Source organism: Rhodospirillaceae bacterium (assembly GCA_016722635.1).
Lineage (GTDB): Bacteria > Pseudomonadota > Alphaproteobacteria > JAEUKQ01 > JAEUKQ01 > JAEUKQ01.
The window spans coordinates 301,332-324,309 of record JADKIX010000011.1; the positions used below are offsets into that span (position 1 = coordinate 301,332).

Here is a 22,978-nt window from a genome sequence, read left to right on the forward strand (position 1 = left end):
CATGGTTATACCCTCCCCAAGGCAAAACCTTTGGCAATATAATGCCTAACAAACCAAATAATCAAAACCCCCGGGACAATCGTCAAGGTGCCAGCCGCGGCCAAGAGCGCCCAATCCATTCCTGCCGCACTGACTGTTCGGGTCATAATGGCAACAATTGGCTTGGCTTGAACGGTGGTTAGGGTACGGGCAATCAGCAATTCAACCCAACTAAACATAAAACAAAAAAAAGCGGTAACCCCTATGCCAGAACGAATGGTAGGAATAAAAATTCTTACAAAAAATTTAGGAAATTTATAGCCATCCAGATACGCCATTTCATCAATCTCGCGGGAAACGCCTGACATAAAACCCTCTAAAATCCACACGGCTAAAGGCACGTTAAACAATAAATGTGCCAAGGCCACTGCCCAGGTTGTATCAAATAAACCGACGCTTGAATATAGGTTCAGCAACGGCAAAGCAAAAACTGCTGGTGGTGCCATTCGGTTGGTCAGCAGCCAAAAGAATAAATGTTTATCGCCCAAAAACCGATAGCGCGAGAAGGCATAGGCCGCTGGCAACGCAATCATAATGGATAAAACCATATTAATGGCCACGTAGGAAAAGGAATTAATATAACCGTTATACCAAGATGGGTCGGTAAAAATAGTAGTATAATTGTCCAGGGTAAAGTTTACGGGCCAAAGGGTAAAACCTCCCAAGATCTCTTCGTTGGTTTTAAATGACATCACCACCATCCAATAGATGGGCAGTAAGATAAATAAAAAATAAACTGATAGAGGGATAAACCGCCGAACCATTTATTCTTTTCCCTTGGTTAAATTTTGGACGGTTGTGTAAAACACATAACAGAACAGCAAAATAATCAAAAAATAAATCAATGAGAAAGCGCCAGCATTCCCTAAATCAAACTGACCCAGTCCAATATTCACTAAATATTGGCTAAGAAAAGTCGTGCTGCTGCCAGGCCCGCCACCCGTCAAAACAAAAGGCTCGGTATAGACCATGAAACTATCCATAAAGCGCAACAAGACAGCAATGGATAATACGCCACTTAATTTGGGTAATTGAATGTAGCGAAAAACCGCTAAGCGGGAAGCACCGTCAATGGCTGCCGCCTGGTAATAGGCATCAGGGATAGCGCGCAGCCCCGCATAACATAATAAAACAACTAATGATGTCCAATGCCAAATATCCATCACCAGTACGGTAACCCAAGCATCGGTGGGATCAAGGGTATAATTATAAGGGATCCCTAAATGATTGATGATGCTCCCCCCCAAACCGATATCACCCCGGGCAAAAATCTGCCAGATCGTCCCAACCACATTCCAGGGAATCAGCAGCGGGATGGCTAACAAAACCAAACATAGGGAGACCAGCCACCCACGCACCGGTAGGATTAAAGCGACCATTAATCCTAAAGGGATTTCTATCAATAATACCGAAAAAGAGAAGATCAGCTGGCGAAAAAAGGCCGCATGCAATTCGGGGCTGTTCAATACAGCATGATACCATTCCGTTCCCACATATAAGCGTCGGTCCGGGCCTAAAATGTCTTGGACGGAATAATTGACGACCGTCATTAATGGGATAATGGCACTGAATGCCACACTCAAAAAAACCGGTAGGACGAGAAACCATGCTTGATTGTTTTGTTTTTTTTGCAATTTTTTATTCCTGTGGGCCAGTGGATGGCAGCCATTTGCCGTCAACGAACACCCGTATATGGGGGGGAGGAAAAAAGGCCCAAAGCGTTTGACCGGGTTGAACAGAAAAGATGCTGCTATCGCGCGTTTTTGCAACCACATCGCTTGTGCCAATTTTGCCCATAATAAGGGCAAAATGCCCCATTTGGCTAACTTCCGTGACTTGCACAGGAAAAGCCTCTGCTACGGGTTTTAGGGAAAGTTCAATAAATTCCGGGCGTATACCCAGTTTTGTCAATATTGAACCAAGGTCATTAGTCGGGATCTTTTCGATTAACTCCGGAGGCAAGGGTAGGTTTTGCCCTGCCATCCTTGCTTGTTTTTTCTGTCCTAAAGGTTGTTCAACGGTAAAAGATATATAATTCATACCAGGACTGCCAATAAAATGCCCCACAAAAATTTCTTTCGGGTTCTCAAACAATTCTTGCGGGCTGGCCATTTGGATCACCCGTCCCTTCTCCATCACGATTACCTGCTGGGCAAATGACAAGGCTTCATTCTGATCGTGGGTAACATAAATAAACGTCAACTGGTATTGCTGCTGGATTGTTTTTAATTGCTGACGTAACTCCCATTTCAATTGTTGGTCAACAACCGTCAGCGGCTCATCAAAAAGGATAGCGCCAACATCCCGGCGGATGATACCCCGCCCAAGCGATATTTTCTGTTTGACATCCGCTGATAATGATTTGGTTGTCTCGCGAAGGTATGGCCCCAACCCTAAAATATCGGCAATTTCATGGACGCGCGCCTTGGTTTGATCTTCTGGAATATGGCGGTTCCGCAGGGGAAAAGCCAAATTGGCAAACACTGTCATCGTATCGTAAACCACCGGAAACTGAAAAACCTGAGCTATGTTTCTTTTTTTAATGGGCCAGCTGGTGACATCTTGCTGGTCTATAAAAATCTTGCCTTCACTTGGCGCCAGCAAACCAGAAATAATATTTAAAAGGGTCGTTTTTCCACAACCAGAAGGCCCCAATAAAGCGTATGTATGACCATGCTCTAACCTGAGGCTTAACGGTTGCAACGCATACAAATCAAGGGATGCAGCTGGTCCGTTTTTGTTACCATGCGGGTAACGATGGGCGATCTTTTCTAAAATGATGGAAGCCATAATTCCCTGCTATGAAAGCGTTAATCTTTTGCCCTGATGATCAAAAACAAAAATCTTTTTAAGGAAAACTGAATGTGTAATTCCTGGTTGGTTTGATAATTTTTGACCCCTTGTTGTCGCATCACTAAGGTAAATCCCTGATATTTGAGATGAAGTAACGTTTCTGAGCCATTAATTTCAGAAGACAGCACGGTGGTTCTCAAAACAAGATCTGAGGACCCAGGATTGATCAAGCTTGATACTGGCTGCAAATCATCCGCCATGATGCCCAATTGATAGGCGGCTTCGGCCGTACCAGGCCATGGCACAGTCATGGGATAAGTTTCTGTACCTATTGTCAAGGATGCGGGTTGCCCAGATTGCCAATGGGCAGGCAGAATATTCATTGGTGGACTGCTAAAAATCCTGGCCGATTCGATCGTTGCCGGATGATCATAGAGATGCCTGGTCACACCTGTTTGCAATAAACGGCCTTGGTTAAGGATGGCTATTTGTCCGCCCATTGCTAAAGCTTCTTCGGGTTCGGTTGAGGTGTAAATGACCGTTGCTTGGCTTTTTTTAAATAAACCGCGAAATTCTTGCCGTAAGGCTTCGCGCAATTTGTAATCCAAATTAACCAATGGTTCATCGAGCAGCAGCAGTTTCGCGGATTTTGCCAAAGCCCTGGCAATGGCGGTTCGCTGCTGCTGCCCCCCTGAAAGCTGGTGCGGCAAGCGTTTTAAAAAAGGATGTAACCCTAATAACTCGGCAATTTCCGTAACTTTTTCATGAATTTGTTGGTCTGTGCTGCCTTTGCGTTGCCGCAAAGGTGACGCGATATTATCATAAACCGTTAGGGACGGATAATTGACAAATTGTTGGTAAACTAAGGCTACGTCATGTGCTTGTAACTTTTTTCTAACCCCCGGTTGATCTTCCCATTCGATACTGCCGGTACTTGGTTTTTCTAGCCCTGCCAACAAGCGTAATAAAGACGTTTTGCCAGCGCCAGTCGGCCCCAAAACAACGGTTAGCGATCCGGTTGGCATCCCTAAAGATATGCCGTGTAAAATTTTCTGGGATCCAACCTGATATCCAAGGTTGTTTAGGATCAGCATTATCCTGCCACCTTTTCTTTGACAAGTTTTTGTTTAGTAGCCGTTCGATCCAGATATCCCTGCAATTGTTGGGAAGCTGTTTTGGGTAAATGCAACCCTAATTTGCTGCGTCGCCACAAAATATCTTCCGCCGTGACCGCCCACTCATATCGCTGTAAATATTCAATTTCACGGCTATATAAATCTGGCACAATTTCTAGCCCCAAATCCTCTAACCCTTTAGCTTTATCCAACAAAACATGGGTTTTAGTGCCATAAGCCCGGGCGTACCGATATAATAGTTTGTCCGGTACCCAAGAGTATTGTTTTGTCAATCCTTGTAAAAATTGCTTAAAATCAGCCATTGGGATATCCCCGCCGGGCAACGGGGCTTTGGCTGTCCAGGATTTTCCTAAATGGGGGAAAAAAGGTTGTATTTTTTGCATTACATGTTCAGCTAAACGCCGATACGTGGTAATCTTGCCCCCATAAATCGATAAAACCGGCGCACCTAAATCTTGGTTGACCTGTAAGACATAGTCCCGCGTGACTGCTGAGGCATTGGCGCTAGCGTCATCATAAAGGGGCCTGACACCGGCGTAACTCCACACCACGTCGGCTGCGCTGATTTTCCGGCTGAAATATTGGTTGGCTGCCTGACAAAGATAGGTGGTTTCATCATCAGAAATCCGCACATCTTTTAATATCTCTGGATCAACCGTTAAATCGGTGGTGCCTACCAGGGTGAAATCTTGTTCATACGGAATGACAAAAATAACCCGGCGGTCGGTATTTTGTAAGATATAAGCTTGTTCGCCATCATATAATTTTGGTACCACTATATGGCTGCCCTTGACTAAGCGTAAACGATGTTTAGGATTGATGTGGGTAGCTTGGCGGATAAATTGGTCAACCCAGGGACCCGCCGCATTAATCAACATTTTCCCCCTCACCTGGTATGATTGGTCTGTTTGTTGATCAACCAGCCTGACCGACCATTGCCCATTTTGGACATGGGCAGCAGTACAGCGAAGGCGGGTTAAAATCCGGGCACCTTTTTCTGCCGCACCCATGGCATTTAACACCACCAAACGGGAATCCTGTACCCAACAATCGGAATAGACAAAACCCTGATGGATGCCAGGGGCCAATGGCTGCCCGAACATATGGCGATCTAACCGTATACCGTTTGATCCTGGCAAACGCTGGCGCCCCCCCAAATGGTCATACAGGAATAACCCCAAACGGATCATCCAAGCTGGTCGCAGTAATTTATTATGTGGCATGACAAAACGGAGCGGCCAGATAATATGGGGGGCATTGTTCAAAAGAACTTCCCGTTCTTGTAAAGATTCCCGCACCAAGCGGAATTCATAATATTCCAAATAACGCAATCCGCCGTGAATAAGTTTGCTGCTGGCGGAGGAGGTGGCCTGGGCCAGATCCGCTTGCTCAACAAGCAATACTTTCAACCCCCGTCCCGCCGCATCCCTGGCAATGCCTGTACCATTAACACCGCCGCCGACCACCACTAAATCATAAAGGGGTTGGTCAGATAATTCTTGGTCTAATTCTATCTTTTTCATATCATAACCAGCATTGAACCTAAATATTTTATATCACCGTCTTCCAATTTAGGCCGATGCCTCAGGAAAAACAATAGCCCTTTTTGACTAGAGGCCAGTTTGAAAAGCGGAACGATGCATTTTGATTCCACCGACCTTTTTCATCCCTATTTGACAAAACCCTATTAAATCCCTATATTCCCTGTCTTCAATATAGGATATATATAGGTATTATGTGGTATTTAGATATTATTTTTCTCTCCGCAACATCTGCTGTTTTCTTAGGGCTTTATTTATACAGCCTTTTTTGTTCGCGCATTTAAAGGATTATTACTGTGCTTGACCTGATTATAGGCAGTGGGTTGGTTATTATTATTTTTATCTACATGCTCATTACCCTGCTTTGGCCAGAAAAATTTTAACCGGAACCATCCTTCATCATGACCATTGCTGATTTATTTCAATTTTTATTGTATGCCACCACCGTCATTGTTTTGGTTAAACCACTGGGATGGTATATAACCAAAGTCTTTAATGGGGAACCTTTTTTCCTGCGCCGTCCTGTTGAAAAAATCGAGTTTTTGTTGTACCGTGCGGCAGGTGTTAAAACAACGGTTGAGCAACATTGGATCCGCTATGCGGGCAGTTTTTTACTATTCCATTTTATTGGGTTTCTATTCCTTTATACCGTTCTGCGTTTGCAAGCATACTTGCCCCTTAATCCTTCTAACCTGCCAAATGTTCCCGCTGATTTATCCTTAAACACCGCCATCAGTTTTTTAACCAATACCAATTGGCAGAATTATGCCGGGGAAAAAACCTTATCTTATTTCTCCCAAATGACGGGATTAACTGTACAAAATTTCTTCTCGGCTGCCAGCGGCATCGCCGTTGCCGTTGCCCTAATCCGCGGGTTTAGCCGCCAAGAACGCCAGACAATTGGCAATTTCTGGGTGGATATGACACGAGCAATTTTATATATCCTTTTACCTCTATCTTCGATTTTTGCCATTTTCCTGATCTGGCAAGGGGTGCCACAGAATTTTTCGGCACCCCTGGAAATAAGTACGCTTGAAAACCAAACCCAGATTGTTCCGCAAGGGCCTGTTGCTTCGCAAGAAGCCATTAAAATGGTCGGCACGAATGGCGGCGGGTTTTTCAATGCCAATTCCGCCCATCCTTATGAAAACCCGACCCCTTTGACCAATTTTTTTCAAATGGTCATGATGGTGGTGATTGGGGCAGCTTTAACCAATGTTTTTGGCCGCATGATAGGAGATCAACGGCAGGGTTGGGCGATCTTTACCGCCATGGGGATTCTATTGGTCATGGGGATGGCTGCGATTTATTATTTTGAAAACCAGCCCAATCCTTTATTAACCAAAGCTTTAAATGAGTTAAATATCGCGACGGAAGGCGGCAATATGGAGGGGAAAGAAGTCCGTTTCGGTCTTTTTAACTCCTCGCTCTTTGCAGCCCTAACCACCGCCACTTCAACCGGAGCCGTCAATTCCCTCCATAGCAGTTTTATGCCCTTAAGCGGAGGATTAATGATCCTCAATATGGTTTTGGGGGAAATCATTATCGGCGGCGCCGGATCAGGGCTATATGGGATGCTACTTTTCGTTATCCTGACCTCTTTTATCGCTGGGTTAATGGTCGGTCGAACACCCGAATATAATGGTAATAAGTTACAATCCCGTGAAATCAAAATGGCGATGCTCGCGACTTTCATAACGCCTTTGATTATTCTTGGGTTCACCGCTATTGCTGCAAATTATCCCACCGCGATTGACAGCATTGCCAATCCAGGGCCACATGGTTTTAGCGAAATTTTATATTTATATACATCCAGTGCCGCCAATAACGGCAGTGCTTTTGCAGGTATTAACGGCAATACCCCTTTCTATAACATCACCGGGGCCATCGCGATGTTGCTGGGACGGCTGATGGTGGTTATTCCGGTACTTGCCATTGCGGGCTCCCTAGCATCTAAAAGATTTAGCCCCATCACCAGCGGCAGTTTACCGACCCACAATTTAACTTTTATCATTCTGTTAGTTGCCGTCATCCTGATTTTCGGTGTTCTAACCTTTTTACCTGCTATTGCCCTAGGTCCATTAGCAGAACATTTACTCATGCTCAATGGCTTATCATAATTGCTTTAAAAAATAAGAGATCTTAATATTATGGCGGATGTATTAAACCCCAAGCGCGCGCAGAAATTGAACTGGGCTTTGTGCCAAGAAACGATTGTTCAAACTTTTGTCAAATTGAATCCTATTCAAGCAATTAAAAGTCCGATTATGTTCGTGATGGAATTAACCGCCATCAGCGCGACGATTCTATTTTTGCATGATTTATATGCCTTCAAGCCTGATGTGATGTTTCAATTACAATTAGTCATTTGGCTTTGGCTGACCGTTTTATTTGGCTTTTTTGCTGAAGCGTTGGCGGAAGGCAGGGGCAAGGCGCAAGCCAATTCCCTGCGGGCTAGCCAAAAAGCCAATATTGCTAAAAAACTTGATAGTATAACCGCTGGCCAAGTCAGAAAAATTGCCGCCAGCGACTTAAAAGTCGGGGATATTGTGTTGATTGAAGCAGGTGATCTGATTCCAGGCGACGGCGAAGTGGTTGAGGGGATTGCCTCGGTTGACGAATCCGCCATCACGGGTGAGTCAGCTCCCGTTATCCGGGAAAGCGGAGGTGACCGTTCCGCGGTAACCGGCGGTACCAAAGTTATTTCCGATCACATCAAGGTCAAGATCACTCGAGATGCCGGTCATAGTTTTCTCGACCGCATGATCAAGTTGGTGGAAGGCGCTAAACGCCAAAAAACCCCCAATGAAATTGCCCTTAATATTTTGTTGTCCGGCATGACGCTGATTTTTCTTTTTACGACTGCAACTATCCCGGCTTTTGTTGGCTATGCAGAAGGGCATAGCTCTATCATCATGTTAATTGCCCTGTTTGTTATGTTAATTCCAACAACCATTGGAGGTTTATTATCAGCGATTGGTATTTCTGGAATGGACCGGCTCATCCGCTTTAATGTCATTGCCACTTCGGGGCGCGCTGTTGAAGCCGCGGGAGATGTTAATACTTTATTGCTGGATAAAACTGGCACCATTACCTTGGGCAATAGGCTAGCCCACGAATTTTTTGCCCTATCCCCCGCTTCCTTACAAGATTTGGCGGAAGCCGCGCAGTTAGCTTCCTTAAGCGATGAAACACCCGAAGGCCGTTCAATTGTTATTTTGGCAAAAGAGAAATACGGCTTACGCGGCAAAAATTTATTTAAACAACAGCCGCATTTTATCCCCTTCACCGCCCAAACCCGAATGAGCGGGGTTGATGTGGATGGACATATCATCCGCAAAGGGGCGGTGGATGCGGTCATTGAATTCGTCAAACAAAAATCCCAAGAAATACGTTTTCAAATCCCGCCTGAGTTAATCCAAATCACCGAGAAAATTGCCAAACAAGGGGGAACCCCGCTAGCAGTGGCAAAGGATAGCCAATTTTTGGGAGTTATCCACCTGAAAGATGTAATTAAAGGGGGGATCAAGGAACGTTTTGCTGAACTTCGCCGGATGGGGATCCGCACCATCATGATCACCGGTGATAATGCCCTAACAGCTGCGGCCATTGCTGCAGAAGCCGGGGTTGATGATTTCCTAGCCCAAGCCACACCAGAGGAGAAATTAAAATTGATCCGGGCGGAACAGGCTAAGGGAAAACTGGTGGCGATGTGCGGGGATGGCACCAATGATGCCCCTGCTTTGGCCCAAGCGGATGTGGGGGTTGCCATGCAAACCGGGACGCAAGCGGCCAGAGAAGCAGGCAATATGATTGATTTGGATAGCAATCCTACCAAACTAATTGAAATTGTCCGTATTGGCAAACAGCTCTTGATGACCCGTGGCTCCTTAACGACTTTTTCCATCTCTAACGATATCGCCAAATATTTTGTCGTGATCCCTGCTTTATTTGCCGATCTTTACCCGCCCTTAGAAGCCTTAAATATCATGGGGTTAGGCAATAAAGAAAGTGCGATGTTATCGGCTATCATCTTTAACGCACTGATCCTGATAGCCCTTGTCCCCTTGGCTTTAAAAGGTGTAAAATACGTTAATAAAGGGGCGTTGTACGCCTTAAAACGAAATATTTTAATTTATGGTCTAGGGGGGGTTATTGCTCCCTTTATTGCCATTAAAATCATCGATTTGATCATTAATTTCCTTGGTCTTGTTTAGGTGTTTTGTGTTGAATGTCCTACGCCCTGTTTTCATCTTGTTTTTTGGTTTGACCTTTTTAACGGGAGTTGTCTATCCCTTCTTGATCACTGAACTGGGAAACCTTGCTTTCCCTGACCAAGCGCAAGGGAGTTTTATCCTATCCCCGACCGGCAAAATTCAAGGCTCATCCCTCATTGGCCAAAATTTCCAACGAGATGAGTATTTCCATAACCGTCCTTCGGGTGCAGGGCAAGGCTATGATGCCATGAGTTCGGGAGGCAGGAACCTAAGCCCCGCTAATCCTTTGCTGATTGCAGATATCGCCGATAACGCATTATCTTATCAAGGGGAACAAAAACCCATCCCGATAGATTTGATTACGTTTTCCGCGAGCGGCCTTGATCCTCATATAAGCCCCGAAGCAGCCCGGTTGCAGATTCGCCGTATTGCCAATGTACGGGCAATAACTGAGAGAGATCTTGAGAATTTGGTGGCCCAGCATATCGATGGCAGGACTCTATTTATTTTAGGGGATCCGCGGGTCAATGTGCTAGTATTGAACACTCAGCTAGATCTTTTATTTCCCTATAACCCATAAAAGTTGTACCGATGAACAGCTATACCCGTCCTGACGCCTTGCTTGAAGAAGCCAACCGTGAAAAACGCGGTAAATTAAAGATATTCTTAGGTGCGGCTCCGGGGGTTGGTAAAACCTATGAAATGCTGCAAAATGCCCAGAGCCAAAAAAAGCAAGGGATCGATGTTGTTGTCGGTTTAGTTGAAACCCATGGTAGGCGGGAAACAGAAGCACTGATCTCGGGCTTAGAAATTGTCCCCAGGCAACGCTTGGTTTATAAAGGCCGCCTACTCGAAGAAATGGATTTGGATGCCATTTTAAAACGTGCCCCACAATTGGTGTTGGTTGATGAATTTGCCCATACCAATGCCGCTGATAGTCGTCATCCAAAGCGCTATATGGATGTTGAAGAAATACTAGCCGCCGGTATTAATGTCTATACGACTCTCAATATCCAACATTTGGAAAGTTTGAATGATGTAGTGGCTCAAATCACCAACGTACGGGTGCGCGAAACAATCCCAGACCGCCTGATCGACCAGGCTGATGAAATCGAATTAATTGACCTAACCCCCCAGGATCTTATCAAAAGGGTTCAGGAAGGCAAAGTGTATCTAGGTGATCAAGCGCAAAAAGCTTTGCAGAATTATTTTACGGAAGGTAACCTAACTGCCCTACGGGAACTGGCTTTGCGGCAAACCGCCCAACATGTTGATGATGACATGGTCCAATATATGCAAAGCCATTCAATTTCAGGTCCTTGGGCAGCTGGCGAAAGAATCTTGGTGTGCGTCAATGAACATCCCAGCTCCTACGACTTGATCCGCTATGCCCGGCGGACAGCCGATAAAATCCAGGCCAAATGGGTGGCGGTTTATATCGAGTCAACCAGGCATCACACCCTATCCACAGAAGCGCGCGACCGTGTTGCAGGAGCCCTTAGGCTCGCCGAACAGTTAGGGGGAGATACCGTTATCATACCAGGCCGGCAAATTGCCGCGGATCTCTTAGCTTATGCCCGGGAACATAATATCACCCAGATTATTTTGGGAAAATCACCCCGCTCAAAATGGTTTGAAATGGTTCATGGATCAATTGTCCGTGACCTAGTCCGCCATTCGGGTAAAATTGGTATCCATGTGATTGCAGCCCAAGATGAATCTTTAGGCAAATCCTCAACAACCTCTCTAAAAGCCGACTTCGGCAGCCTTTTCAGCTATATTGCGGCAACAGGGTTGGTCGGGTTGGCTTTAATGCTGGGCTGGTTATTGAATTCTACTGGTCAAGGCAGGGATTTGGCTATATTTTTCCTGGCCGCCGTTTTCTTGATTTCGACAAAGTTTGGTTTAGCGCCTGCCTTATACGCTTCTTTATTAAGCGCGCTGGCCTATAACTACTTTTTAACACCGCCCTTTTATACTTTGACCATTGCCGAGCCCGTTAATTTTATTACTTTTGGCCTATTATTGCTGGTATCCATCTTGGCTAGTAAATTGAATGTCAGGTTGCGCAACCAAGCAACCAGCGCCCAACAACGCGCCAAAACCACTACCGCTTTATATAATTTCAGCCGCCGGATCGCAGCCATCGGGGATGTCGATAACCTTTTAAATGCTGTCAGCCAGCAAATTGCAGAAATGTTGCAAGTACAGGTGGTTTTATTACAACCAGAGGGAGATAAACTGCTGGTAAAAGCTGGATATCCCTTACAAGAAATCTTAGATGATTCCGATTATGCCGCCGCAAAATGGGCCTGGGATCATGATACGATGACTGGGCCTGGAACGGATACATTGCCGGGTGCCAAAAGGCTTTTTATCCCTTTAAAAACTGAGCGTGATCAAGTGGGCCTTTTGGGATTATACCGTGATCAAGAAGATTTCACGCTTTCTGCAGACGAGAAAAGGCTTTTAGACGCCCTAGCGGACCAAACAGCTGTGGCGATTGAGCGGGTCCATTTGGCCGAGGATATTGATCAGGCTAAGATTATTTCAGAAACCGGGCGTTTCCGTTCGTTATTCCTTGCTTGGATTACCCAAGATTTGGACCCTTTCTTGCAACAATTGATCCAACAAATCCAAAATATTTCACTAGATCATTCTTTGTCAGAATATATCGACATCCATCAAAATGTGCGGAATATTGACCGTTTTGTCCATAATCTAAGGTTCCTCAGCGACTATGAACAAAAGAAAATTGGGTTGGAGAAAAAAGAACTTTCGATTTCTGAGATTGATCTTTTCATCAGCCAATCCCTTGAGCAATATATGCCAGGCAATGAAATTCATTGGGATCGGGATGATTTTGATACATCGAGGCTGGTGGCCATTGATGAACCTCTGTTCAAAAGGGCTATGATCAACCTTTTGGAAACCAGCCGGTCTTACGGCTATTTTCTAAAAGTTCATATTGCTTTCAAAAAAGGCTTTGTTTGTTGGGTGATGCAAACCGATTCATCGCCCAGCCACTTAGCTTTATCTAACAATAACCTGGCGATTTCTGTAGCCCGGATCATTGTTGAACTGCACCAAGGTTCTCTGCTGATTCACCAAAGCCCTTTTTCCATTGAGTTACAATTACCCCTGCTCATCGAACAATAGGTATCAAATAACCCCGTGTATTTGACGAATACGCAAAGGAAGTTCTTGAGAGCCTACCCGGAAAGCCCCGCTAGGGTGTAAAATTCTTTTCTTTTTTCAAGATCAGTTTTAAAAAGCCCCAACATCTGTGAGGTAACCATTTTAACGCCAGTCTTGTGAACCCCCCTGGTGGTCATACAGGCATGATCCGATTCAATCACCACCGCGACCCCTTTTGGTTGCAAGGCGTTTTGGAGAGTTTGGGCAATTTGTACGGTTAATTTTTCTTGAATTTGCAATCTTTTAGCGAACACATCCACTAATCGTGCCAACTTGCTGATCCCTACCACTTTGGTGGATGGCAGATAGGCCAGATGAACCTTCCCAATAATTGGCACCAGATGATGTTCGCAATGCGATTCAACCCGGATATCCCGCAACAAGATAATTTCGTCATACCCTTCCACTTCATCAAAGGTACGGGAAAGGATTTTCTGGGGATCTTGCCCATAGCCGGAAAAAAATTCCTCGTAAGCCCTTACCACCCGTTTCGGGGTTTCGAGTAACCCTTCGCGGTCGGGATTATCCCCGGCCCATCGAATCAAAGTCCGCACCGCCGCTTCCGCATCCGCCCGGCTTGGGCGATGATCATCAACAATCATAGGATTTTGGATTGTTTTATCTGCTTTTGTTTGGTCAGTAGGCCGATTGCGAAAATTCATTATTTAACCCTTTTCATCATTCTGCTTGAGCGCAAGCTTTTATTGATCGTATATAGGATATATGTATTAATCCACAATCCATCCTATAAAAACTTACCTGCCAACAGGGCAAAACACAAAAATTCAGCATTCCTTAGGAAAAGCCTAATATTTGAGAAACCTCGACAGATTTTTAAAAATTATCGTCGACATACACTTCCCCAACAACTCCAGTTTTGGAACTGGAGCGGGCGAAGGGATTTGAACCCTCGACCCCAACCTTGGCAAGGTTGTGCTCTACCCCTGAGCTACGCCCGCGTGAACAAGTGTCATTGTTACTTACCCAGAACATGTAAAGGCTTTTTTAGAGAAGATCAAGAAAAAATAATTTTCCGCGGTTTTTTCCTATAATCCTAATATCCAGGCCCAAATTTCAACAAAGATTGTCCAAAAGAAATAGACAATGCTAGCATTGATTAAAATCCCTAAAATGACTCCCACCAACGCTGATAACCCATCATGCTCCAGCAAAGCCACCGACATAATAAATAAGGGAAAAGCCAGTATCATGCCGGTGAAGGGAAGCGGTAACGCTAGGAAAATAGCCAACAACAAAATCACCCACGCCATCAGAATGCGAAATAGAAAAGAGGTGAAAATCCCCCATCTAGGCTTTAAGATCCTTTCCGCACGATTAAGCAAAGGCAAAGAATATTTGATAACTTTGGCAAAATCGGATCTAGCCAGTGATCTTTTAAGTAATATACTGGGCAGCCATGGCCGTTTTGCCCCCACCATAATTTGTAAGGCCAAGACGCCAATAGGTATGCCCAAAACCGCCGACATGCCTGGTAAAAATATAGGGGTTAAATTTGGTAAAGTTAAAACAAGAATTAAAATACCAAAACCCCGCTCCCCCAAAATTGTCAAAAGATCTTTTAAGGAAATCCTTTCACGCTGATCATCTTCGGCAAGTGCTGTTAATATTTCGGAAACACGTTGTTTATCTTGAATATCCATTTTTACCAAAAACCGATCATGGGAACAAATTGAGAAAGATCATACCCACAAGCTATAATCTTTTTTTGAGTACTTGCAAAGATTTTATATCGTTGAATATCTTCAAATGATGTTTTATTATCAGCCATTCAACAATCTATAGAAGAAAGGGATTGATCCGTTCAATCAATCATCATGGTAGAAACTTCTGACCTTTCTCGTATCAGCCACCGATTGCTAGTCAAGCTTCTGCAACAATTGCAAATTGACCTCAAAATTTACTATCACCCTCCACTACCAACCGTTGCAGCGGCTAAGGAACATCGTGGCATAATTGAAGGCTTACATCTCAAGAATCTGTTTTTACGGGACAATAAAGAAAAAATGTGGTTGGTGGTGGCTCCCGAGGATCAGAAAATTGATTTAAAAGAGCTTGAAAAAAAATTGGGTTGTGGCCGTTTATCTTTCGGCAGTGCAGAGCGTTTGGAGAAATATTTAGCTGTTAGGCCCGGCTCTGTAAGCCCGCTGGCGGTTATTAACGATCCTGAATGTCACGTCCAAGCCATTTTTGATGAGCAGTTATTGGATCATCCGGTGGTCACCTGTCACCCCCTACAGAATGACATCACTCTATCGCTACCTATTGAAGGGTTATTAAAATTTATGGAAGCTGCACATCACCCGCCCCTCTTTCTTAAATAAAATAAAAAAGAATGACATTGCCCCTTTTTGAACTACCCTTCGCAATCTATTTTTATATCATCTGCAAAAATACTTTATTTTAATAATTAATAAGAGATAAATCATGGAACAACTGATCGGCTTCAAGAAAAATACCCCTGCCCAACAACCCGCTTCAGGACAGGTTTTAATTAAAGATAGCGACACCAAGAATTTTTTGGCGGATGTTATAGAACCTTCGCAGCAAACACCGATTATTGTGGATTTCTGGGCAACTTGGTGCGGGCCTTGTAAACAATTGGGGCCAATTTTAGAAAAAGTTGTCCGCGAAGCCAAGGGGCTGGTCCGATTGGTTAAAATTGACGTTGACCGCAATCAGGATTTAGCAGCCCAGTTGCAAATTCAGTCTATCCCGATGGTATATGCCTTTTATAAAGGCCAACCTGTTGATGGTTTTATGGGGAATGTGCAGGAAAGCCAAGTGCGGACTTTTATCGAAAATTTAAAAAAATTAGCTGGCACCAATAAACCGGCAGCTGCAACCACGGTTGAGGCCTCGTTAACGGAAGCACATAATTTATTGCAGCAACAGCATTTTGGCACAGCAGCGGCCATTTATAGCAAAATTTTACAACAACAACCGCATCATTTAACAGCCGCCAATGGGTTGGTTAAAAGTTATTTAGGGTTACAAAAACTAGCTGACGCTAAAAAAGTATTGGATCAATTGCCGCCGGAAAAATCTTCTGATCCCTTGGTCAAAAATGCAAAAACAGCAATCGAATTTACTGAATCCTTCAAAAACATTGGCCGTACTAAAGATTTAGAGGCCAGATTGTCTGGAACCCCTAAAGACCTGCAATATCAGTTTGATTTGGCCATCGCTTACTTCCGTGATCAAAATCCGGGGGCAGCCATCGAACAGCTTTTAGGGCTTATTCGGCAGAACCGTACCTGGAACAATGGTCAAGCGCATCAGCAATTGCTGAAGGCTTTTGACGTTTTGGGTGCCTCACATCCCTCTACCTTAGATGGAAGGCGGAAATTATCTTCCCTATTATTTGCATAAATGGCTGAAAGCAATATTTTCGATCCCTCTTTTGAGGAATTAACCGCCATCTTACCGGTTTTTCCTTTGGCCAGGATAGAGTAAGCCATGCCTGCATATTTTCTGCCAGCCCGGATTACCCGAGAACAATCCTTGCATAAACTCTACCGCCACCAACCATTCCAAATCAAAGAACGCCATGCCCAGTCCCTACCCATCATGTTTGGGGTAGCCCCCAGCTTAGCAATTTCAATGCTAAATGTGATCTTACCTTTAACAGCCCTCTGTTGCGTTGAAGCTTGCTAAGCATATGAGATGAAATATCCTGAAATTTCAAGGATGCCCCATCAATAATCCCATAGCTTGTTTCATGAAGATTTTTTTCAGGGAAGGCATCCGGTCGACCATACCCATCCCTGCATCCCGCGCATACCGCAATAGAAAAGACCGGTTGGAAAACAAGCGATCCAAAAAATCGGTGGCGGCAATCAACAATAAATTATCTGGACGGCGACGTTTTTCATATTCTTGTAACAAAGCTGTTTGTCCGTAATCCAAGCCTAAATTCTGGATTTTCTTTAGAATTTGGCTAAGCGCCCAACAATCGCGGATACCTAAGTTGAACCCTTGTCCGGCAATCGGGTGAATAACGTGGGCTGCATCGCCAATCAGCACAATCCGTTGATTGATATAACGGGTGGCATGCAGGCCTGATAACGGATAAATCTTTTTATCCCCTTCTATTTCGATTTTTCCTAAGGTTGCCGCAAAATGCTGCTGCAGCAATGTGGCAAGAATTTGGTTGTCCTGCTTGTAAAGATGCCTTGCAGCAACCGGGTTATCCGTCCAAACGATGGCAGAGCGATATCCGTCTTGTGAGCACATCGGCAATACCGCTAGTGGCCCACCAGGCATAAAATGTTCCAAAGCCACAGAGCGGTGGGGCAATGCGTGACGGATATTAAATACGACGCTGCTTTGCTGGTAAGACCACCGGATAACAGGGATGTCCGCCATGTTTCGAATTTTTGAATGCCGGCCATCGGCAGCGATTAATAAATTCCCTTGGATATTTGTCTGATCCGAAAGGGAAATTTTCACTTGTCCCCGCTGTTGATCCTGTTCAACCTTTGTCACCTTGACACCCCCATAATATTTGATCGAAGGGGCATTGATCATTTTTTCAAATAAAGCGTGATGTAAAATCTTATTTTCCACCATATATCCCAGCGGTTGCTTAGGAGATAAAGTTTCGGCTGGCAAATCATCGGCCTTAAAATGCAGAAAAAGGCTGGATTTTGGCCAGGTTTTCCCGCCTGGTCAGACACCCGGATTTCCCCTATCGGTTGCGCCTGCCTTACCACCTCATCCCATACACCAAATTGCTTTAAGACAACTGCAGAACCGGCAGTTACCGCAGAACAGCGGTTATCAACCGAAAAATCCCGCTGCATGCGGTGATCCGGCTGTTCATCGATAATAGAAACGGGGATTTGATGTTTTGCCAATCCGATTGCCAAAGATAGGCCTACCATGCCAGCACCCGCAATAATAACCTGATCTGTCAAATCATTTTCCTTATAAAAATACTCTTTCAAAGTAGTTTTTGTATTCTACCACTTCGGCTTCGTGAACATCAATAAATTTGATTTCTTACCTGCTATTGATTTAGAAATATCGGCGTTTGGAAAATCGTGTTAAAGGGTAAATATATTGTATCAAAGAGAGTTATTTGATATAAATACCAAGAATTATTTTAGCAAAACCATGAAAGCAAATGAACCCCTATAACGATCCCCAACGTAATCCTTTCTTATCTCCTGCCATAAAATTTTTCATCCGAAAAAGAGCTATCGAGGCGGGTGGCGTGGCCATATGGCTGTTGGCATTTATTTTGATGTTGAGCGTTGTTTATTTTGACCACAACGATGCTTCTTTCAACAAGATAACGAATCAGACCTCAGTCAATATTTTGGGGCATTGGGGGGGGTACATTGGCGATTTATTTTTACAATATATCGGCCTTGGAAGCAGTGCGGTGATTATGATCATGATGATTTGGGGATGGCAAATTATCTCGGCAACCCGCTCAAGGAATTTTGGAATCAAGCTAGTGTTGGCGTTTTTCTTTGTTCTGGTTACCTGCTTATTTTTTTCAAACCTTCACCCTGCCAAAAATTGGCCTGATATGCTTGGCTGCGGCTTAGGCGGTTGCATCGGTTGGTGGATGAACACCCAATTGCAGCCAGCAGGGATGGATCATTCTTTCCTGATAATGGGGATATGCCTTGCGATTTTGGCCACTTTATTTATTTATATTGCAGATATACCCTGGGCTACCTACAGGAATTTTATTCAGTTTTTAGCTCGTTTACTGAAAGCATCTCTGAAAACATTATGGGCGTTTGTCGCTTGGATATATAGGAAAATAGCGGCTATTTTCACCCCCCAAACAGCTGATAATAAAGTTGCGGTGAATGATCCTACCATAAATGTTGGGGCACACAATCCGATGCAAAAACCGACAGCCATTCTAAGGAAACCGCTTACCGCAACCCCCATTTTACTAAATCCGGCAACCCGAGCATTGGCAACAGATCAATCGGTATTACCTGTTAGACCTGAAATTTCAGCGCTAGAAAAATCTTTGCCCGAAGCAAGCAGTCCTAAAAAACCGGTCAGAAAACGATTGTTTGATAAAAAACCTTCTCCAGAAAAAGTGGTGGCTGAGCCTGTACGCTCGTCTTTCGAGCTCCCCCCTGTGGAATTAATGGCGCCACCCGCATCAAATGAAAAAATCCAAAAATTGAATGTGGAAGGATTGGAAAAAAACGCCCGTTTACTCGAATCGATTTTAAACGATTTCGGTATCCAGGGGGATGTGGTGAATGTTCGCCCTGGTCCCGTTGTTACCCTGTATGAGCTTGAACCTGCACCGGGCACTAAGACTAGCCGGGTCATTGGCCTTGCCGATGATATTGCAAGATCGATGAGCGCTGTCTCCGTGCGTATCGCCGTGGTTCCCGGCCGCAGTGTCATTGGCATTGAAATGCCTAACCAAAAACGGGAAATGGTCAGTTTTCGGGAACTGCTTTCGGACGACAGTTACAAAAAAAATACAGCCAGCTTAGCTTTAGCGTTAGGTAAGGACATTGGCGGCGGCCCTATTGTGGTGGATTTAGCCAAGATGCCGCATTTGTTGATTGCCGGAACCACGGGGTCAGGCAAATCGGTTGCCATCAATACCATGATCCTATCGCTTTTATATCGACTATCACCGGATCAGTGTAAATTCATCATGATTGACCCTAAAATGCTGGAATTATCTGTTTATGATGGCATCCCCCATCTGTTATCCCCGGTGGTGACCGACCCGAAGAAGGCCATCGTTGCCTTAAAATGGACGGTACGGGAAATGGAAACAAGATACAGAGCCATGTCAAAACTGAGCGTCCGTAACATCGCTGGCTATAATGAGCGGATTGCCACTGCCAAAAAAACCGGCGAAATCTTGATGCACCGGGTTCAAACCGGATTTGACCCAGCCACGGGCAAGCCTATCTTCGAAGAAGAACCTTTTGTTCTTGCCCCCCTGCCTTTTATCGTGGTGGTGGTGGATGAGATGGCCGATTTGATGCTAGTGGCCGGGAAAGATATTGAAGCAACCATTCAGCGCCTAGCCCAAATGGCCAGGGCTGCCGGTATTCACATTATTATGGCCACCCAACGACCATCCGTTGATGTTATCACCGGCACCATTAAAGCCAATTTTCCCACCCGGATCAGTTTCCACGTTACCTCAAGAATTGATAGCCGCACTATTCTTAGTGAACAAGGGGCTGAACAATTATTAGGGCAGGGCGATATGCTGTATATGGGCCAGGGCGGCAAAATAATCCGTGTTCATGGGCCATTTGTTTCTGATCAAGAAGTTGAAAAAATCGTGCGGTTCCTCAAAGACCAGGGCCAGCCAAATTATATTGAAGAAATTACGGAAGACGAGAATGAAGCGGGTAATACCGACGATGCGGCGGAAGCGGATAATGGGGGTGACGATTTATATGACCAAGCCGTCTCTATTGTATCTAGGGAAAAGAAAGCTTCCACCAGTTTTATCCAACGCCATTTGCAAATCGGTTATAACCGGGCCGCAAGGATTATGGAGAAAATGGAAAAAGAAGGTGTGGTTAGTGCGGCGAACCATGTCGGCAAACGCGAAGTTTTGGGACGTCATAATCAAGAGGAAATGCCATGAGAAAACTATCTGTTTCTTTTATTTTACAGCGATTTATTTTTATCAATTTATTATTGGTAGGCCTTTTCAGCAGTCGGTTTTCCTTGGCTGCCCCTCCCGCAATCCCTTTGACGGAGCAAGATATAAAAGATTTAAAAAAAGTGGAGGAATATTTTAACAACATCCAAACCTTGCAAGCGAATTTTAGCCAATATACCAAGTCAGGAATGTCCACAGGTACAATGTACATACGTAGGCCCAACCAAATGCGGGTGGAATATAACCCACCTATCCCCGTACTGATTGTCGCCAGCGGCCGGTTGGTTAGTTATTATGACAAAGAATTAAACCAATTAACGGAAGCGCCTTTATCCTCAACCCCATTGGGGTTAATTTTGGCGCAACCCTTTAGTTTGCAAAAAGGCACAACCATTACGAAAATAGCGCGCTCCCCCCAGGAATTGCAAGTCATCTTATATCAATCAGATGCACCAGATGCGGGCTTATTAGAGCTGGTTTTTACGACAACCCCTTTCCAGATAAAATATTGGCGAATCATTGATTCGGCAAATCGCGGCACCCAGGTGGTCATTAGTAACATCAAGCTGAACAGTCCCTTAAGCAACAACCTGTTTGCTCGCCCCTCTCAGACAGAAAGGGATACCCGGTAACCACTTCAAAGAAAGCGTTATCAAAAAGCGGCCTCTTTTACTCGGATACCCCAACCTAGTAGAAGAGGATTTGACGAACATTTTGTTTTCCCATAAAATCCTTCCTGTGTGACATCGTTTTAACTTCAAATCTTTTGGTCAATCATGGCAAAATTGTCTGTATCTGCCCCTGTTATCGGAATTCCAGCTTGCATTAAGGAACTTGAACTAACCCCTTTTCATGCCGTTAACCAAAAATATATTATGGCGGTTATTCAAGGGCTGGATGCTATTCCTATGATCATTCCGGCCATGGGCAGTGTTTTGAATTTTGATGGATTGTTAACCAAAGTCGACGGGTTGCTTTTCCCCGGCAGTGTTTCCAATATCCAGCCTCATCATTATAAAGGGGATGCAGACAGGCCAGACAGCCCACAAGATCCCGCCCGTGATTCGACCACCCTTCCGTTGCTACGTGCAGCCATCCACCAAGCAAAGCCCTTCTTATGTATTTGCCGGGGTATGCAAGAACTGAACGTTTCGTTGGGAGGCAGTTTATATCAACAAATTCACCAGGTCAGCGGTAAAATGGACCACCGGGAAGTGGGCCATGCGACCGCCAAAGAAAAATATATGCCGCGCCATCCCATCCATATTCAAGACCATAGTGTACTGTCCAAAATTTATGGCCAACCTACGGCGAAAGTCAATTCGCTGCATTGGCAGGGAATTAACCAGTTGGCAGCAGCCTTGCAGATTGAGGCCACCGCCCCAGATGGCATTATTGAAGCGGTATCGGTTAAAAATGCCGCAACTTTCATGATGGGGGTACAATGGCATCCCGAATATGATCTGGATGACCCCTTATCAAAAGCGATTTTCCAAGCTTTTAAAGCAGCGATCTGGCCAACAGATTCCAAGATGGCCAAGCGGAAGGCTGCGTAAAATACTTGACCTGGTCAGGTGTGTGAGAAAAGAATTTCCACCATTTCAGAAAGTCTCTTGGCCTTGCGAATTGCTACATGGAATGTCAACTCTGTTCGTTTGCGCCTGCCATTGTTGGCTGCTTATATCCAGCAATCACAACCTGATGTCATCTGCCTTCAAGAAACCAAAGTGGTTGATCAGGCTTTTCCCCAAGAATTTTTCCGCCAGTACGGTTATCCCCACCAACTGGTTTCCGGTATGAAAAGCTATAATGGCATGGCCGTCTTATCAAAAATTCCCTTCCATCCTTATCTGAAAAGATCGTGGTGCGATTTAGAAGATTGCCGGCATATTTCGGTAAAGCTTGAAAATAATAGGATTATTCATAATTTTTATGTCCCCGCAGGCGGCGATATTCCCGATTCGGCGGTCAATAAAAAATTTGCTCATAAATTGCAGTTTGTCCAGGAAATGGCTAGTTTTTTAAAAACCACCCACCTGCCCAGTGACCCAGTGATTATTTTGGGAGATTTTAATATTGCCCCCTTGCCCCAAGATGTATGGTCCCATCAACAGCTGCTGGGGGTCGTCAGCCATACTCCGATAGAGACAAATCATTTGGAGAAAGTCCGGGAGTCCCTTGCTTGGGTTGATGCCGTTCGCCAGTTTTTTCCCGCTGACCAGAAATTATATAGTTGGTGGAGTTACCGGGCGGCTGATTGGCAAAAAAGCAACCGCGGGCGCCGGTTGGATCATATTTGGGTTACACCGTCTTTAAAGCCTTATCTCCACCATGCTGAAATTATCACCCATGCCCGGGGGTGGCCCACTCCTTCTGATCATGTGCCCGTCCATATTGATTTGGGGAATTAGG

At 44.8% G+C, this 22,978-nt stretch carries 20 protein-coding genes and 1 tRNA gene; 11 read left to right on the forward strand and 10 right to left on the reverse strand.

The window, feature by feature from the left end; genetic code table 11:
• Positions 1-5: 5 nt before the first annotated feature.
• The 5 genes from IPP67_08840 to glpD are packed head-to-tail and all read right to left on the reverse strand — an operon-like array spanning position 6 to position 5,491.
• Positions 6-803 carry a carbohydrate ABC transporter permease gene (locus IPP67_08840; protein MBL0339246.1) on the reverse strand — a complete coding sequence of 266 codons (798 nt, stop codon included), beginning with the start codon at positions 801-803 and terminating at the stop codon, positions 6-8.
• On the reverse strand, positions 804-1,673 hold the full coding sequence (locus IPP67_08845; protein MBL0339247.1) for a sugar ABC transporter permease: 870 nt from the start codon (positions 1,671-1,673) through the stop codon (positions 804-806). It lies immediately after the preceding gene.
• Positions 1,674-1,677: 4 nt separating this feature from the next.
• Entirely contained in the window at positions 1,678-2,829 is a 1,152-nt protein-coding gene (locus tag IPP67_08850) for an ABC transporter ATP-binding protein (GenBank protein ID MBL0339248.1), read from the reverse strand.
• A 20-nt stretch (positions 2,830-2,849) separates the two neighbouring features.
• Entirely contained in the window at positions 2,850-3,926 is a 1,077-nt protein-coding gene (locus IPP67_08855; GenBank protein MBL0339249.1) for an ABC transporter ATP-binding protein, read from the reverse strand.
• Complete coding sequence (glpD, locus tag IPP67_08860; GenBank protein ID MBL0339250.1) at positions 3,926-5,491, reverse strand: glycerol-3-phosphate dehydrogenase; 1,566 nt, start codon at positions 5,489-5,491, stop codon at positions 3,926-3,928. Before glpD ends, IPP67_08855 begins: the two co-directional genes overlap by 1 nt.
• A gap of 419 nt (positions 5,492-5,910) precedes the next feature.
• On the opposite strand from glpD, the gene kdpA reads away from it, so the two are divergent.
• From kdpA to IPP67_08880, 4 genes are read left to right on the forward strand one after another with little or no spacing between them, the layout of a single operon-like run.
• Positions 5,911-7,629 carry a potassium-transporting ATPase subunit KdpA gene (gene kdpA, locus IPP67_08865; GenBank protein MBL0339251.1) on the forward strand — a complete coding sequence of 573 codons (1,719 nt, stop codon included), beginning with the start codon at positions 5,911-5,913 and terminating at the stop codon, positions 7,627-7,629.
• Between the two features lie 30 nt (positions 7,630-7,659).
• Positions 7,660-9,726: a potassium-transporting ATPase subunit KdpB gene (kdpB, locus tag IPP67_08870; protein MBL0339252.1), complete on the forward strand. Its 2,067-nt coding sequence runs from the start codon at positions 7,660-7,662 to the stop codon at positions 9,724-9,726.
• A gap of 7 nt (positions 9,727-9,733) precedes the next feature.
• The gene (kdpC, locus tag IPP67_08875; GenBank protein MBL0339253.1) at positions 9,734-10,306 is read left to right on the forward strand and encodes a potassium-transporting ATPase subunit KdpC; all 573 of its coding nucleotides are present in this window, start codon (positions 9,734-9,736) and stop codon (positions 10,304-10,306) included.
• Between the two features lie 11 nt (positions 10,307-10,317).
• Positions 10,318-12,885, forward strand: coding sequence for a sensor histidine kinase KdpD (locus IPP67_08880; GenBank protein ID MBL0339254.1), 2,568 nt, complete (start codon positions 10,318-10,320; stop codon positions 12,883-12,885).
• Positions 12,886-12,938: 53 nt separating this feature from the next.
• Here IPP67_08880 and folE read toward each other — a convergent pair whose 3' ends face one another.
• From folE to IPP67_08895, 3 genes are all read right to left on the reverse strand, one after another.
• Positions 12,939-13,526, reverse strand: coding sequence for a GTP cyclohydrolase I FolE (folE, locus tag IPP67_08885; GenBank protein MBL0339255.1), 588 nt, complete (start codon positions 13,524-13,526; stop codon positions 12,939-12,941).
• A gap of 282 nt (positions 13,527-13,808) precedes the next feature.
• Positions 13,809-13,883: transfer RNA gene (locus IPP67_08890), tRNA-Gly, on the reverse strand.
• Between the two features lie 87 nt (positions 13,884-13,970).
• The gene (locus IPP67_08895; protein ID MBL0339256.1) at positions 13,971-14,585 is read right to left on the reverse strand and encodes an exopolysaccharide biosynthesis protein; all 615 of its coding nucleotides are present in this window, start codon (positions 14,583-14,585) and stop codon (positions 13,971-13,973) included.
• 174 nt (positions 14,586-14,759) lie between these two features.
• Here IPP67_08895 and IPP67_08900 point away from each other — a divergent pair, with 174 nt between their 5' ends.
• The 3 genes from IPP67_08900 (at position 14,760) to IPP67_08910 (ending at position 16,599) form a co-directional block, all read left to right on the forward strand.
• Positions 14,760-15,266: a prolyl-tRNA synthetase associated domain-containing protein gene (locus IPP67_08900; protein MBL0339257.1), complete on the forward strand. Its 507-nt coding sequence runs from the start codon at positions 14,760-14,762 to the stop codon at positions 15,264-15,266.
• Between the two features lie 103 nt (positions 15,267-15,369).
• Positions 15,370-16,314, forward strand: coding sequence for a thioredoxin (trxA, locus tag IPP67_08905; GenBank protein ID MBL0339258.1), 945 nt, complete (start codon positions 15,370-15,372; stop codon positions 16,312-16,314).
• 87 nt (positions 16,315-16,401) lie between these two features.
• On the forward strand, positions 16,402-16,599 hold the full coding sequence (locus IPP67_08910) for a hypothetical protein (GenBank protein ID MBL0339259.1): 198 nt from the start codon (positions 16,402-16,404) through the stop codon (positions 16,597-16,599).
• Between the two features lie 27 nt (positions 16,600-16,626).
• Here IPP67_08910 and IPP67_08915 read toward each other — a convergent pair whose 3' ends face one another.
• Positions 16,627-17,556, reverse strand: coding sequence for an FAD-dependent monooxygenase (locus IPP67_08915; protein ID MBL0339260.1), 930 nt, complete (start codon positions 17,554-17,556; stop codon positions 16,627-16,629).
• Positions 17,469-17,861: an FAD-dependent monooxygenase gene (locus IPP67_08920; GenBank protein MBL0339261.1), complete on the reverse strand. Its 393-nt coding sequence runs from the start codon at positions 17,859-17,861 to the stop codon at positions 17,469-17,471. The genes IPP67_08915 and IPP67_08920 overlap by 88 nt, the downstream gene beginning before the upstream one ends.
• A gap of 209 nt (positions 17,862-18,070) precedes the next feature.
• Here IPP67_08920 and IPP67_08925 point away from each other — a divergent pair, with 209 nt between their 5' ends.
• From IPP67_08925 to xth, 4 genes are all read left to right on the forward strand, one after another.
• Positions 18,071-20,548 (forward strand): DNA translocase FtsK 4TM domain-containing protein, encoded by a 2,478-nt coding sequence (locus tag IPP67_08925; GenBank protein ID MBL0339262.1) that lies wholly within the window; start codon positions 18,071-18,073, stop codon positions 20,546-20,548.
• Positions 20,545-21,198, forward strand: coding sequence for an outer membrane lipoprotein carrier protein LolA (locus tag IPP67_08930; protein ID MBL0339263.1), 654 nt, complete (start codon positions 20,545-20,547; stop codon positions 21,196-21,198). The genes IPP67_08925 and IPP67_08930 overlap by 4 nt, the downstream gene beginning before the upstream one ends.
• Before the next feature lie 144 nt (positions 21,199-21,342).
• A complete protein-coding gene (locus IPP67_08935) occupies positions 21,343-22,122 on the forward strand; it encodes a gamma-glutamyl-gamma-aminobutyrate hydrolase family protein (protein ID MBL0339264.1) in 780 nt (259 codons plus the stop codon).
• Between the two features lie 63 nt (positions 22,123-22,185).
• Complete coding sequence (gene xth, locus IPP67_08940; GenBank protein ID MBL0339265.1) at positions 22,186-22,977, forward strand: exodeoxyribonuclease III; 792 nt, start codon at positions 22,186-22,188, stop codon at positions 22,975-22,977.
• The last annotated feature ends 1 nt before the right edge of the window (position 22,978 follow it).